This window comes from Streptomyces malaysiensis subsp. malaysiensis, from assembly GCF_040653035.1.
In the GTDB taxonomy this organism is placed as follows: domain Bacteria; phylum Actinomycetota; class Actinomycetes; order Streptomycetales; family Streptomycetaceae; genus Streptomyces; species Streptomyces malaysiensis.
In genome coordinates, this window is the sequence record NZ_JBEZNG010000008.1 from 401,206 (window position 1) to 415,277 (window position 14,072).

12 protein-coding genes are annotated in these 14,072 nt (G+C 71.0%); 10 read left to right on the plus strand and 2 right to left on the minus strand.

What is annotated here, in order from left to right:
• The 3 genes from AB0E24_RS19575 (at position 1) to AB0E24_RS19585 (ending at position 3,123) form a co-directional block, all read left to right on the plus strand.
• The gene (locus AB0E24_RS19575; protein ID WP_079257171.1) at positions 1–1,599 is read left to right on the plus strand and encodes an ABC-F family ATP-binding cassette domain-containing protein; all 1,599 of its coding nucleotides are present in this window, start codon (positions 1–3) and stop codon (positions 1,597–1,599) included.
• A gap of 400 nt (positions 1,600–1,999) precedes the next feature.
• A complete protein-coding gene (locus AB0E24_RS19580; protein WP_009718933.1) occupies positions 2,000–2,221 on the plus strand; it encodes a helix-turn-helix domain-containing protein in 222 nt (73 codons plus the stop codon).
• 122 nt (positions 2,222–2,343) lie between these two features.
• Positions 2,344–3,123, plus strand: coding sequence for an enoyl-CoA hydratase/isomerase family protein (locus tag AB0E24_RS19585; protein WP_359378464.1), 780 nt, complete (start codon positions 2,344–2,346; stop codon positions 3,121–3,123).
• 385 nt (positions 3,124–3,508) lie between these two features.
• Here AB0E24_RS19585 and AB0E24_RS19590 read toward each other — a convergent pair whose 3' ends face one another.
• On the minus strand, positions 3,509–5,395 hold the full coding sequence (locus tag AB0E24_RS19590) for a SpoIIE family protein phosphatase (RefSeq protein WP_069869899.1): 1,887 nt from the start codon (positions 5,393–5,395) through the stop codon (positions 3,509–3,511).
• Between the two features lie 92 nt (positions 5,396–5,487).
• Here AB0E24_RS19590 and AB0E24_RS19595 point away from each other — a divergent pair, with 92 nt between their 5' ends.
• Both AB0E24_RS19595 and AB0E24_RS19600 read left to right on the plus strand, forming a co-directional pair.
• Positions 5,488–9,918 carry a HAMP domain-containing protein gene (locus tag AB0E24_RS19595; protein ID WP_359378468.1) on the plus strand — a complete coding sequence of 1,477 codons (4,431 nt, stop codon included), beginning with the start codon at positions 5,488–5,490 and terminating at the stop codon, positions 9,916–9,918.
• Complete coding sequence (locus tag AB0E24_RS19600) at positions 9,915–10,409, plus strand: response regulator (protein WP_359378471.1); 495 nt, start codon at positions 9,915–9,917, stop codon at positions 10,407–10,409. The genes AB0E24_RS19595 and AB0E24_RS19600 overlap by 4 nt, the downstream gene beginning before the upstream one ends.
• Before the next feature lie 82 nt (positions 10,410–10,491).
• On the opposite strand, the gene AB0E24_RS19605 is transcribed toward AB0E24_RS19600, so the two are convergent.
• The gene (locus tag AB0E24_RS19605) at positions 10,492–11,232 is read right to left on the minus strand and encodes a nucleopolyhedrovirus P10 family protein (protein ID WP_359378474.1); all 741 of its coding nucleotides are present in this window, start codon (positions 11,230–11,232) and stop codon (positions 10,492–10,494) included.
• Positions 11,233–11,422: 190 nt separating this feature from the next.
• Between AB0E24_RS19605 and AB0E24_RS19610 the strand changes: the two genes are divergently transcribed.
• The 5 genes from AB0E24_RS19610 (at position 11,423) to amaP (ending at position 13,926) form a co-directional block, all read left to right on the plus strand.
• On the plus strand, positions 11,423–11,947 hold the full coding sequence (locus tag AB0E24_RS19610) for an Asp23/Gls24 family envelope stress response protein (RefSeq protein ID WP_087684190.1): 525 nt from the start codon (positions 11,423–11,425) through the stop codon (positions 11,945–11,947).
• A 41-nt stretch (positions 11,948–11,988) separates the two neighbouring features.
• Positions 11,989–12,186: a hypothetical protein gene (locus AB0E24_RS19615; RefSeq protein ID WP_069869895.1), complete on the plus strand. Its 198-nt coding sequence runs from the start codon at positions 11,989–11,991 to the stop codon at positions 12,184–12,186.
• A gap of 75 nt (positions 12,187–12,261) precedes the next feature.
• Positions 12,262–12,672, plus strand: a complete 411-nt coding sequence (locus AB0E24_RS19620) for an Asp23/Gls24 family envelope stress response protein (RefSeq protein ID WP_069869894.1) — start codon at positions 12,262–12,264, stop codon at positions 12,670–12,672.
• The gene (locus AB0E24_RS19625; protein WP_359378478.1) at positions 12,669–13,364 is read left to right on the plus strand and encodes a DUF6286 domain-containing protein; all 696 of its coding nucleotides are present in this window, start codon (positions 12,669–12,671) and stop codon (positions 13,362–13,364) included. Before AB0E24_RS19620 ends, AB0E24_RS19625 begins: the two co-directional genes overlap by 4 nt.
• 7 nt (positions 13,365–13,371) lie before the next feature.
• The gene (gene amaP / locus AB0E24_RS19630) at positions 13,372–13,926 is read left to right on the plus strand and encodes an alkaline shock response membrane anchor protein AmaP (RefSeq protein WP_099013337.1); all 555 of its coding nucleotides are present in this window, start codon (positions 13,372–13,374) and stop codon (positions 13,924–13,926) included.
• Positions 13,927–14,072: the final 146 nt, after the last annotated feature.

Below are 14,072 nucleotides of genomic sequence, written 5' to 3' on the forward strand. Positions count from 1 at the left end.
GTGATCACCGCCTCCGGTGTCGAGCTGCGTGCCGGCGCCCGCGTCCTCATCGAGTCCGCTTCCTTCCGTATCGCCAAGGGCGACCGCATCGGCCTCGTCGGCCGCAACGGCGCGGGCAAGACCACGCTCACCAAATGTCTGGCCGGTGAGGGCATCCCGGCCGGCGGCACCATCACCCGCTCCGGCCAGGTCGGCTACCTCCCGCAGGACCCGCGCACCGGCGACCTCGACGTCCTCGCCCGCGACCGCATCCTCTCGGCCCGTGACCTGGACTCCGTGCTCCGCAAGATGCGCGAGAACGAGGAACGGATGGCCAATGGCCAGGGCGCCACCCGTGAGCGCGCGATGAAGAAGTACGAGCGCCTGGAGACCGAGTTCCTCACCAAGGGCGGATACGCCGCCGAGGCGGAGGCCGCGACCATCGCCGCCAGCCTCGGCCTGCCGGACCGGGTGCTCGGTCAGCCGCTCCATACGCTCTCCGGCGGTCAGCGGCGCCGGGTCGAGCTGGCCCGGATCCTCTTCTCGGACTCCGACATCCTGCTGCTGGACGAGCCCACCAACCACCTCGACGCCGACTCGATCGTCTGGCTGCGGGACTACCTCAAGACCTACAGCGGCGGCTTCATCGTCATCTCCCACGATGTCGACCTCGTCGAGACGGTCGTCAACAAGGTCTTCTACCTCGACGCCAACCGCTCGGTGATCGACATCTACAACATGGGCTGGAAGCTCTACCAGGCCCAGCGCGAGGCCGACGAGAAGCGCCGCAAGCGCGAGCGCGCCAACGCCGAGAAGAAGGCCGCGGCCCTCAACTCGCAGGCCGACAAGATGCGCGCCAAGGCCACCAAGACCGTGGCCGCGCAGAACATGGCCCGCCGCGCCGAGAAGCTGCTGGCGGGCCTGGACGACGTCCGTCAGGCCGACAAGGTCGCCAAGCTGCGCTTCCCCGACCCGGCCCCGTGCGGCAAGACCCCGCTGACCGCGGAGGGGCTGTCGAAGTCCTACGGCTCCCTGGAGATCTTCACCGATGTCGACCTGGCCGTCGACAAGGGCTCCCGGGTCGTCATCCTCGGGCTGAACGGCGCCGGTAAGACGACCCTGCTGCGGCTGCTGGCCGGGGTCGAGAAGCCGGACACCGGCATGGTGACCCCCGGCCACGGGCTGAAGCTGGGCTACTACGCGCAGGAGCACGAGACGCTCGACCCGGACCGCACCGTCCTGGAGAACATGCGCTCCGCCGCCCCGGATCTGGACCTCGTCGACATCCGTAAGACGCTCGGGTCGTTCCTGTTCTCCGGCGACGACGTGGACAAGCCGGCCGCGGTGCTCTCCGGCGGCGAGAAGACCCGGCTCGCGCTGGCCACCCTGGTGGTCTCCTCGGCCAATGTGCTGCTCCTGGACGAGCCCACCAACAACCTCGACCCGGCCAGCCGTGAGGAGATCCTCGGCGCGCTGCGCACCTTCGCCGGTGCGGTGGTGCTGGTGACCCACGACGAGGGCGCCGTGGACGCGCTTCAGCCGGAGCGGATCATTCTGCTTCCGGACGGTGTCGAGGACCTGTGGGGCGAGGACTACGCGGACCTCGTCGCGCTCGCCTGACGAGGCGTGATGACGGGGCCGGGCGCTGTTCCGGCCCTGTCCCAAGAGTCCGGTTCCTCCGGTCCGATTCCCTTCTTGTAGATCATTTGGCCTAGGCGTGATCCATCATCTGAGTGAGAACGGCTGGTATCGCGGCGCGTCGCGGGCCACCGGCGCACACGGCGTGCCGTGCGCCGGTCCGGACCTCCGCGACGTTGCTCGCGTATGCCCTGACCTGCCTCTTCGTCGATGAATACGAAAGAGTGTCAGGTTGAACAACGCCGGAATCCTTGATTCCGAAGGCCGTCGCGCCGCGATTTCCCGCAATCCTTCATCCACAGACCTTGCCGAATGGGTGGCCAGGAAGCCCTGTAGGGGTGATCATGAGAGTCCAGAGCGCACTTCCCATGAGGAGGCACGGGTGGCCGAGACTCTGAAGAAGGGCAGCCGGGTGACCGGCGCCGCGCGCGAAAAGCTCGCGGCAGACCTGAAGAAGAAGTACGACTCCGGGGCGAGCATCCGGGCGCTGGCCGAGGAGACCGGCCGCTCCTATGGATTCGTTCACCGGATGCTCAGCGAATCGGGAGTCTCCCTGAGGGGACGTGGCGGCGCGACGCGGGGCAAGAAAGCCGCCTCGGCCTGATTGCCCGCTCGCTCCGTCACCATCGGCAGGTTCGGACAGGGGTGCCACCCGGCTGATCGTCGGTTCGGCCGGGTGGTTACTGTGCAGTCACTTGTACTGACCGCACACGACCGGAGGCCCCTGTGACCCTGCTCGACAAGGACGGCGTTCAGCTTACCGTCGATGACACGGTCGCCACGGTGACCCTGACCAACCCGGCGAAGCGCAACGCCCAGTCGCCCGCCCTGTGGCGGGCGCTGGCGGAGGCGGGGAAGCGGGTGCCGGGCACCGTGCGCGTCGTGGTGCTGCGCGCCGAGGGCAAGTCCTTCTCGGCGGGTCTGGACCGGCAGGCGTTCACGCCCGAAGGGTTCGACGGCGAGCCGTCGTTCCTCGATATGGCGCGCGGCTCAGACAACGAGCTGGACGCCACCATCGCCGGGTACCAGGAGGCGTTCACCTGGTGGCGGCGGAACGACATCGTGTCGATCGCCGCCGTCCAGGGACATGCCGTCGGGGCCGGTTTCCAGCTTGCGCTCGCCTGTGACCTGCGGGTCTGCGCGGACGACGCACAGTTCGCCATGCGCGAGACCAGCCTCGGGCTGGTGCCGGACCTCACCGGCACCCATCCGCTGGTCGGGCTCGTGGGATATGCCCGGGCGCTGGAGATCTGCGCCACCGGGCGCTTCGTCCATGCCGAGGAGGCCGAGCGGACCGGGCTCGCCAATCTCGTGGTGCCCGCCGCCGAACTCGACGGCGCGGTCCAGGACCTCGCGGCGGCCCTGCTTGCCGCGCCGCGCGACGCCGTGATCGAGACCAAGGCGCTGCTGCGGGGTGCCGTGGGCCGCACGTACGAGGAGCAGCGGGCCGCCGAGCGCGGCGCCCAGGCCCGCCGACTGCGCGACCTGGCGGGGCAATCGGACTGAGCGCTCGGCGCTCCGCCAGGGAGTGCCGTGGCGTCTTGCCGTCTTGCCGTTCTGCCGTCGATCGTCTGCGGCGCCGTCGTGGCTGGTCGCGCCCATGCGGCGGAGCCGCACATCGACACAGCCCCGCGCCCCTTCGGGGCGGTCTGCGAACCACGGTCGGCTTCCGGCGATCTGCACGACGGCGAGGCAGCGGCAGCCGTCACGGACCGAGAGCCGCCGGGGCCGGCGGCGTCGTCCCGGACCGAAAGCCCGGTAAAGCCCAGTGCGAGCGGCGGCCCGTCGCGGACCGGCAGGCTATGGCGGGCTGTCGACGTCGCTGTGCACCGGCGCCGCCGCCCCCCCCGGTGGAGCCGCGGCGGGTGGCCGCGCCGAGCTGTCGTGCCCGTCACGGCACCCGCGGTGGCTCCACCGCCGGTACCGCCTCCAGCACCAGCACCGCCAGATCGTCGTCGATCGGCTCGGCGCTGAAGTTGTGCGTGGCGCGCCGCACCCGCTCCGCGACCGCCTTGGCGCCCAGCCCGACACAGCTCCGGAGGATGTCCGAGAGGCCGTCGTCGTCATCCAGCTGACGGATGCCGTTGCGCCGCTCGGTCACCCCGTCGGTGACGCACAGCAGCGTCTCGCCGGGCTCCAGTTCCAGTGAGTCGGCGTGGAAGTCCGGGTTCTCGTCGATGCCGAGCAGCATCTGGGGGCTGGCGGCGGGCGCCACCGCGCCGTCGGTGGTCAGTCGCAGCGGCAGCGGATGGCCGGCGCTCGCCAGGGTGCAGTGGGCGCCGCCCCCCGCCGGGTCGGGCTCCAGCTCCCCGTAGAGCAGGCTCAGGAAGCGCGGCCGGGACTGCTCACCGTCGATCTCGGCCGCCTCCGCGTCCTCCTCCACCAGCGCCTGGTTCAGCCGGTTGAGCACCGACTCGACCCCATGGCCCTCGCGGGCCAGCAGCCGGACCAGATGGCGGGCCAGCCCCGTGACCGACATCGCCTCCGGATCGCTGCCCTGGACGTCGCCCAGAAGGAAGCACCAGCGGCGGTCGCCCATGGGGAACAGGTCGTAGAAGTCGCCGCCGACGGTCTGCCCCTCGCCGTGCGGCTCGTAGACGATCGCCGTGTCCACCCCGGGGATGTGGGCGAGTGACATGGGCAGCTGTCGGCGTTGCAGCGCCCGGCTGATCGTCGCCTGCCGGGTGTAGAGCCGGGCCGTGGCCACCGCCTGCGCCACCCGCCGCGCCACGTCCTCCGAGAGCCGCACCACGCCCTCGGCCATCCGGGGCACGCCGGCCCGGCCGAGCAGCAGGGCGCCATGGCTGCGGCCGTGGGCGATCAGCGGGAAACACACCGCGGAGCCGCCCGTCCCCTGGCTGTCCGCGATCCCCGGCCAGGGCCATGAGGTGCCCGCCGAGCCGAGCCCGGTCGGCGGCGGATACCGCTCCAGCGACATACGGAGCGCGCCGATCCGGTGCTCGTCGCTGTGCCAGACGCGGGCGAGGTGCAGCTGGCCGCTCTCGGCGGTCAGCCAGACCGCGCACCAGTCGGCCAGCCGGGGCACCAGGAGCTGCCCGGCCAGGGCGGCGACCATGTTCTCGTCAAGCTGACCGGTGAGCAGTTCGCTGGCCTCGGCGAGGAAGGACGGTCCGCCGCGGTCCACCCAGTCGGCGGTCGGATCGCGCTGCTCACGCGGCGGAGCGGGGGCGAGGGTCTCGGCGAACCGCAGCTCACGCCCGAGCGCGGTGGTGGGGACGGCGTCGAACCCGGGCCCGGCCCGCTCGGCGTCCAGCCGGAACCAGACCGCCTTACGGGTGCGGTGATAGGTCACGCCCCAGGATTCCGCGAGCGCCCCGATCAGCTGGAGCCCGCGGCCGCGGCCCCGGCGCTGGGTCTCCGGCCCCCCGTACACGGTGCTGGCGGGGTGGAGGTCCGCGACCTCCACGACGATCCCCGGCCGGTTCGGGATGTCTCTCGGCACCTCGTCCTGGCCGGGCGTCCCCTCGGGCCCCATGGGGCCGTCCTCGCCGCCGGGGCCTTCACCGGGCTGGAGCCGGCAGACCACCTCGACCCGGGTGCCCGCGTGCAGGACAGCGTTGGTGACCAGCTCGCTCACCAGCAGTACCGCATCGTCGATGGACTGCTCGTCGAGGGTCACCGGTGTGAACGCCTCCGCTGCGCTCCGTCCCGTAAGTGCCGTACGGACGAAGGCGCGTGCCGCGCCGGGCGCGCGCACACTTCCGGGCAGTGTCGTCCGCGACACGGACTCACGCGCGAGAGGAATCAAGGCTCCCACGTGCGCTCCAGGGCAATACGGGCGGTTTAGTCCGTCTAGGTGCCATATTATGACAAACAGGGGGATATGAATGATCTTTAAGGGACGACGCGATGGCACTCGACCCGATCTCCACCGACACTTCCCCGGCGCGGCCCGTGGAATGTCCCGAATCCGCTCGGCCGTCCGGCCCGGCGGGCGCTGAGGAGACGGCGTCCGCGACCGAGCTGCGTTCCCTGCTGGCGGTGATGAACGCCTTGTGCGACGGTGACTTCACCGTCCGTGCGGACGCCTCGGCCGACGGCCTCGTCGGTGAGATGGCCGGGGTCTTCAACCAGTTGGTGACGCGCAACGCGCATCTGGCCGGGGAGCTCCAGCGGGTGCGCCGAGAGGTGGTGCGCCAGGGCAGGCTGGACGAGCGGATCACCGCGAGCCCCGGCCAGGGCGGCTGGGCGACCAATGTGAACGCGGCGAATCAGCTGGTGGACGCGCTGGTCGGCCCGGTGTCCAACGCCACGCGGGTGCTCGACGCGATCGCGTCCGGCGATCTGACCCAGCGGGTGGATCTGCACGACGGCAACCGTCAGCTCCGCGGCGATCTGCGGCGGCTGGGACGCGGGGTGAACCGCACGGTGGACCAGCTGTCGCTGTTCACCGGCGAGCTGACCCGTATCGCCCGCGAGGTGGGCACCGAGGGCCGGCTGGGCGGCCGGGCCAAGGTGCAGGGGCTCACCGGCGACTGGCGGATGGTGACGGAGGCCGTCAACACCATGGCCTCCCGGCTGACCGCACAGGTCCGCGACATCGCCGAGGTGACCACGGCGGTCGCCCGCGGTGACCTCACCCGCCAGGTGACCGTCGAGGCCACCGGTGAGCTGCTGGAGCTCAAGCTGACCGTGAACACCATGGTCGACCAGCTGGGGGCGTTCGCCGACGAGGTGACGCGGGTGGCGCGTGAGGTGGGCACCGAGGGCCAGCTGGGCGGCCGGGCCCAGGTGCGGGGCGTCTCCGGGGTCTGGAAGGACCTTACGGACAACGTCAACTTCATGGCGTCCAACCTCACCTCCCAGGTCCGTAACATCGCCCAGGTCACCACGGCGGTCGCCACCGGTGATCTGTCGCAGAAGATCACCGTGGACGCGCGGGGCGAGATCCTCCAGCTCAAGTCGACGATCAACACCATGGTCGACCAGCTCTCCGCCTTCGCCGACGAGGTGACGCGGGTGGCGCGTGAGGTGGGCACCGAGGGCGAACTGGGCGGCCGGGCCCAGGTGCGCGGCGTCTCCGGGGTCTGGAAGGACCTTACGGAGAACGTCAACTTCATGGCGGACAACCTGACCTCTCAGGTCCGCAATATCGCCCAGGTCGCCACCGCCGTGGCAGAGGGCGATCTGAGCAAGACGATCACGGTGGAGGCCAAGGGCGAGATCCTGGAGCTGAAGTCGACGATCAACACCATGGTGGACCGGCTGTCGTCCTTCGCCGACGAGGTGACGCGGGTGGCCCGTGAGGTGGGCACCGAGGGCAACCTCGGCGGCCAGGCCCAGGTCCGGGACGTCTCCGGGGTCTGGAAGGACCTCACGGAGAACGTCAACTTCATGGCCCTGAACCTGACCTCCCAGGTCCGCAACATCGCCCAGGTCACCACGGCGGTCGCCAACGGCGATCTGTCGAAGAAGATCACGGTCGACGCCCAGGGCGAGATCCTGGAGCTCAAGGAGACCGTGAACACCATGGTCCAGCAGCTGCGCTCCTTCGCCGACGAGGTGACCCGGGTGGCCCGTGACGTGGGCACCGAGGGTGAGCTGGGCGGACGGGCCGGTGTTCCGGGCGTCTCCGGGGTCTGGAAGGACCTTACGGACAACGTCAACTTCATGGCGTCCAACCTGACCTCTCAGGTCCGCAATATCGCGCAGGTCGCCACCGCCGTGGCGGAGGGCGATCTGAGCAAGAAGATCGACGTGGACGCGCGCGGCGAGATCCTCGAACTGAAGACCACCATCAACACCATGGTCGACACGCTCTCCTCGTTCTCCGACGAGGTGACACGAGTGGCCCGCGAGGTCGGCAGCGAGGGCCGGCTGGGCGGCCAGGCCCGGGTCGAGGGTGTCTACGGCACCTGGAAGCGGCTGACCACCGGAGTCAATGAGCTCGCCCTCAACCTGACCACCCAGGTGCGCGCGATCGCCGAGGTCGCGTCCGCCGTCGCCCAGGGTGATATGTCCGGGGCCGTCTCGGTCGAGGCGCAGGGCGAGGTCGCCGAGCTGAAGAACAACGTCAATCTGATGGTCGCCAACCTCCGCGAGACCACCCGCGCGAAGGACTGGCTGGAGTCCAACCTGGCCCGTATCGCCGCCCTGATGCAGGGCCACCGCGATCTGGTCGACGTCGCCGATCTGATCCTGAGCGAGCTGACCCCGCTGGTCAACGCGCAGTTCGGGGCGTTCTTCCTCACCGCGGCCGGCGCCGAGCCAGGTGAGAGGCTCGAGTTCATCGCCGGATACGGCACCGATCAGGGCGCGGTCGGGGGCGACGGCCAGACGCCGCGGCGCGGCGACCCGGACCGCGGGCTGGTCGCCCAGGCGGCGGTGGGAAAGAAGCGGATCATCATCAACGATGTCCCGCCCGACTACATCACCATCAACTCCGGGCTGGGCTCGGCGCTCCCCGCCAGCGTGGTCATCCTGCCGGTCCTCTACGAGGACCAGGTGCTCGGAGTGATCGAACTGGCCTCGTTCAGCCGGTTCAGCGAGGTCCACCTGGCCTTCATCGACCAGTTCGTCAACACCATCGGCGTCTCGATCAACACCATCATCGCCAACGCCCGCACCGAGTCGCTGCTCTCCGAGTCCCAGCGGCTCACCACCGAGCTGCGCCAGCGCTCGAACGAGCTCCAGCGCTCCAACGCGGAGCTGGAGGAGAAGGCCGCGCTGCTGGCGACCGCCTCCCAGTACAAGTCCGAGTTCCTGGCCAATATGTCGCATGAGCTGCGCACTCCGCTGAACTCGCTGCTCATCCTGGCCCGGCTGCTCGCCGACAACCCCGAAGGTCGGCTGTCCACCCAGGAGGTGCAGTTCGCCGCCACCATCCACCGCTCCGGCTCCGATCTGCTCCAGCTGATCAACGACATCCTGGATCTGTCGAAGATCGAGGCGGGCCGGATGGACGTCCGTCCGAAGAAGCTGCCGCTGGTCAAGATCCTGGACTATGTGAACGCCACCTTCCGGCCGCTCGCCGTCGACCGGGGCCTGTCGTTCGAGATCACCGTGGGCGAGGACGTACCGCGCGAGATGTTCTCCGATGAGCAGCGGCTCCAGCAAATCCTGCGCAACCTGCTCTCCAACGCCCTGAAGTTCACCTCCTCGGGCGGGGTGACGCTGCGCGTCGAGCGCACTCGGTCGGCGCAGTTCGAGGAGGAGACGCTGCGGGTCGCGGACGCCGTCGTCGCCTTCTCCGTCACCGACACCGGTATCGGCATCCCGCCGGAGAAGCTGCCGGTGATCTTCGAGGCGTTCCAGCAGTCCGACGGCACCACCAGCCGTAAGTACGGCGGCACCGGCCTCGGCCTGTCCATCAGCCGGGAGATCGCCGGAATGCTCGGCGGCCGGATCATGGCCGAGAGCGAACTGGGCGTCGGCTCCCGCTTCACGCTCTACGTCCCCGCGCACTACAGCGGTGTCGCCCCGGCGCCCGACCCCTCGGACCCCAGGGCCACCGGCTCCACCGTCCCGGCGGTGACCCCCGCCCCGGACGAGGCGCTGCCGGACACTGCCGACCACGCCCCCAGCGGGGTCTTCGGCGAGGCGGACAGCCTGGTCGCCACCCGGGTGCCGGGCGGCGGCGGGGCGGAGGCCGAGGTCACCGTCGGGGCCGGGCGCGGAGACGAGGACGAGGGCGAGGCCCACGACGACGGCTGGCCGGGGACCACCCGGCTCAAGGAGTGGCAGCGCGGACGCCCCGGCCAGGTGCTGAACGGCTGCCGCATCCTGATCGTCGACGACGACATCCGGAACGTCTTCGCGCTCACCCATGTACTGGGCCGGGTCGGCATGACGGTGAAGTACGCGGAGAACGGCCGCGAGGGGCTGGAGGTGCTGCATCGCAACCCCGACGTCTCGCTGGTCCTGATGGACGTGATGATGCCGGAGATGGACGGTTACGAGACGATCCGGGCCATCCGGAACACGCCACGTCTCGCCGATGTGCCGATCCTCGCCCTGACCGCGAAGGTCATGCCCGGCGACCGGGAGAAGGCGATCGACAGCGGCGCGAACGGCTATGTGCCCAAGCCCGTGGATGTCGATCGGCTGATGTCGGCGATCATCGAGCTGCTCGATCCGGTGGGTGGGCCGGGCAGCGGTGATGTCGAGTCCGCTGGTGGCGAGGTGCCCGGTGGCTCGTCCGGAGCCGATGGAGTCGAGGGCGGCCGTGGGGATGACGGCCCTGAGGATGACGGTCGTGCCGAGGAGGGTGAGGGCGCCGGGCGGGATGGCAGCACGCCCTCCGAGACCGGTCCGCCGAGGCCGAGGCAGGGGGAGACATGAGCGCCGCCACTTGCGAGAAGGCCGGAATCCTCATCGTCGACGACATGGAGGAGAACCTGATCGCGCTGGAGGCCGTCCTCGGCCCGCTCGATCAGCAACTCGTCCGCGCCCGTTCCGGCGAGGAGGCGCTGAAGGCGATGCTGCGCCAGGACTTCGCCGTCGTACTGCTCGACGTACTGATGCCGGGCATGGACGGCTTCGAGACCGCCGCCAACATCAAACGGCTCGACCAGACCAAAGACGTCCCGATCATCCTGCTGACCGGGACCGACGCCGACTCCGACTACGCCTACCGGGGTTATGCGATCGGCGCCGCCGACTTCCTCACCAAACCCTTCGACCCCTGGCTGCTGCGGACGAAGGTCAATGTGTTCCTGGAGATGCACCGTAAGAACCGTGAGCTGGAGGCGCGGACCGAGCACTTGGCCGACCGCGTCGAGGAGTTGGAGCGCACGGTCGACGGGCTGCGGAAGTACGACGCCGAGAGCTGATCGCCGGGGCTGCGGTCCAGGCCGGAGGCCGGGGCTGTGGTTCAGTCCGGGGCTGTGGTCGAGGCCGGGGAGGGCGCTCCGGTCAGGGCTCTACGGCGGTGACCAGGACCGCCACCGTGGGCGGCTGATCTCCGGGCGCGGTGACCGGGGCGGACCGTGCCACCGCGGTGCGCACCGCCCTCGCCACATCCACGGCGCGATGGCCCGCCGCCACGGCCAGCTCGACGCGGATATGCGCACCCTCGATCCGCACCGCCCGGGGCGATCCCAGCACCGGCGCGAGCCGGGCGACACCGGGCACGGAGGCGATGGTGCGGCCGACGGCCGCGGCGGCGGAGTCCGGGGCGGGGCTTCCGGCGGCCGGCGGTGGTGATTGTGGTCGCGGCCGCGGTGGCGGTGGCGGTTGGTGGTGTCGCAGGGCCGGGAGTTCCTCCAGCACCTCCGTCACCCGTATGTCCACCACCTCCACCAGCAGGCCGAGCCGGTCCGCAGCCGCGTCGAGCAGTACGTCGCGCAGCCGGTCAGCCGTCACCGGAAGCGGTTCCGCCAGCGTGGCACCGCACTCCGCCGCGATACGCAGGGGGCCGGGCGGCAGGGCGCTCGGCGGGGGCGGGACCGCGGGCCCTTCGACGGCGTCGGGGTCGGCGGGGGCGATCCGGAGCGATCCCAGGTGTGCGTCGGGGACCTCGGCGGCGGCCCGCCCGAGCACCTCGGCCGCCGCGCGTTCGGTGATCCAGGAGCCGTCCTCCCGCTCGCCCAGGGGCAGCAGCCGGCCGAGCCGCAGCTGCTCCCTTACGGTTTGCGCGAGCCGGTCCGTGACCACCGTGCCACCCCTTAGCGCCGGACGGGACCGAGTCCTCCTGGCCCCGGCCTGCCGTCTGGTCCCAGCCTGCCGTATCGATCGCGCGAGTGCCGCATCTCCGAGGCGGTTCGGGGAAGGCGCCTTTATGGTGGCAGTAAGAGCGAGCGGAAACCTCTTCGAACGCTCTTCGCCTCGGAAGGGACGATCGGTGATGTCCGAGACCGCACCACGGAACCGCCGACCCGAGAACCAGGCCACGGAACCCGCCGCCGGTACGCCCAAGACGCTGGGCGCCGCCGGGGCCGGCATCGGCCCGGCCGCCGCCGAACGGACCCGGCGGGGCGGCGGCGACCCGGCAGCGCGGGGGCGGACCACCATCGCCGATGGCGTCGTCGAGAAGATCGCGGGAATGGCGGCCCGTGATGTGGTCGGCGTCCATGCGATGGGCGGCGGTATCGCGCGCACCTTCGGGGTCGTACGGGACCGGGTGCCCGGCGGCCGGTCGGTCACCCGCGGGGTGAAGGCGGAGGTGGGGGAGGTACAGACGGCCCTCGACCTGGAGATCGTGGTGGACTACGGCGTCTCCATCGCCGATGTCGCACGGGCCGTACGGGAGAACGTGATCGCGGCGGTCGAGCGGATGACCGGCCTCGAGGCGGTCGAGGTCAATATCGCGGTCAGCGATGTGAAGTTGCCGGACGAGGAAGAGGAACCGACGGAGCCGCGGCTCCAGTAGGCCGGCGGCGGTCCCGGTCGGCTCCAGCAGGGGAGCACACGATGAGCATGGCCGTGGTCGGGATGATCGCGGGAATGGCGCTGGCTTTCGCGGGTTACTTCGGTGGTTTCGGGGCCTTTCTGCTGGTGGCGGCGTTGGGAGCCGTCGGGTTCATCGTCGGCCGGTTCCTGGACGGTGATCTGGAGCCGGGCGACTTCTTCCGGTCCCGTGACCGTGACCGTGACGGACGGCCACGGTGAACGCCATGGACCCCATGAATCCCATGAATCCCATGGACGCCATGGCGATGACAGTGACGACCGTAAGGACGCGTTGTGGTCGAGCCGGGTGAGCGGGGCGCGACGCGGATCGCGGACCGGGTCGTTGCGAAGATCGCCTCGCAGGCGGCGCGGGAGGCATTGCGTGGCGATGCGGCGGAGGCCGTGGAGGCCGTGGACGCCGTGGCCGTGGGGGATGGCGGCCTTACCGATGTCACCGTCGCGCGGCCGAACGCGGTCGCCGCGGTGCGCGGGGGCGTCGCGCGCGTCCGGGTCGCCGTCGAACTCGGCTACCCCTCGGACATCGGTGCGCACTGCGGTGCGGTGCGTCGTCAGGTGATCGAACGGGTAAGCGAGTTGACGGGCATGGAGGTGCCCGAGGTCGCCGTGACGGTCGAACGGCTGCATGTGCCGCAGTGGGAGCGCCCGGAGCGGAAGGCGCGTCGGGGGAGGGACAGGGTGCGATGAACACCGACCAGAAGATGCGTCAGTCCACCTCGGCGTCGGCGTACGGCGGGAGGGCGGGTACGGATGCCGGGGACGGGGATCCGCCCGTGCGCGCGAAGCGTTTCTGGTCCGCGCGGCGGGTGCCGGCCGGGATCGTCGCCCTGGCCGTCTTCGCCGTCAGCGGGCTGTTGCTGTACGACGTGGCGGCCGTGCGCTCGGGTCGGCCCGCCATGCGATGGCGGGAATGGCTCGCCGATCAACTCGCCGCGCGGCCGCTGGACGACCCGTGGATCATGAGCGGGGCCGCGCTGCTGGCCGCGCTGGGGGTGTGGATGGTGGTCCTGGCGCTGACGCCGGGGCTGCGTGGGCTGCTGCCGATGCGTTCGCCGGGTGCGGGTGCGGGTGCGGGTGCGGGTGCGGAGAAGGACGTGGAGGACGCGGAGGCCGGGGTCGCCGTGCGGGCCGGGATCGACCGGGCCTCGGCGGGGCTGGTGCTGCGGGACCGGGCGATGGAGGTGCCCGGTGTGCGGTCGGCCCGGGTCGACGTCGGCCGTCGGCGGATCAGGGCCCGCGCGCTGGCCCATTTCCGCGACCTCGACGAGGTACGGGCGGATCTGGACACCGCCCTCCACGAGGGCATCCACCAACTGGGCCTGGCCCGGCGGCCCGCCCTGTCCGTCCGTGTCCGCCGGTCGGCGAAGTCGAAGGGGTGAGCGCGCCATGCTGAGCATCGTCAACCGGGTGCTGCTGGGGGTCGTGGGTCTGGTGCTGGCCGGGGTGGGCGCGGTGGTCCTGGCCGGGTGGCCGCCGTTCGACGGGCGGAACGATGTGCTGCTCAGCCGGGCGGACCGGACGCGGTGGCGGGACACCGGTTGGTGGTGGCCGGCCGTCATCGCGGCGCTGGCGGTGCTGTTCGTGCTGGCGCTGTGCTGGTTCCTGGCCCAGCTGCGGCGGCGCCGGTTGCAGGAAGTGCTGGTGGAGACGGGCGACGGCGAGGGCGCCCTGCTGCGGGGGCGCGCGCTGGAGTCGGCGCTCCTGGCGGACGCGGAGTCACTGGACGGCGTGGAGCGCGCCCACGTCCTTCTACGGGGCCGACGGACCACGCCGGAGGCGCGAATGGGGCTGGTGCTGGAGCCGCGCGCGGAACCGACGCGGATGCTGGACGGTGTGCGGGCGGAAGCGCTGGAGCGGGCCCGGAGCTCGGCGGGCCTGGAGCGGCTGCCGGCGGAGGTGCGGCTGAGGGTGGCGCGACATGGGGCGGAGCGGGCGCGGTAGGTCTGCGGTTGCGGGTGTGAGTGCTTGGGCGCGTGGGTGCGGTGGTTGCTTGGGTGCGGGTGGGGTGGTGGTTGCTGTGGTGCGCGGTCGGTTGTGTGGTGGGTGCGGGGGCGGGGCCTCCGGGGCGGGGCCCTGGACCGTATATT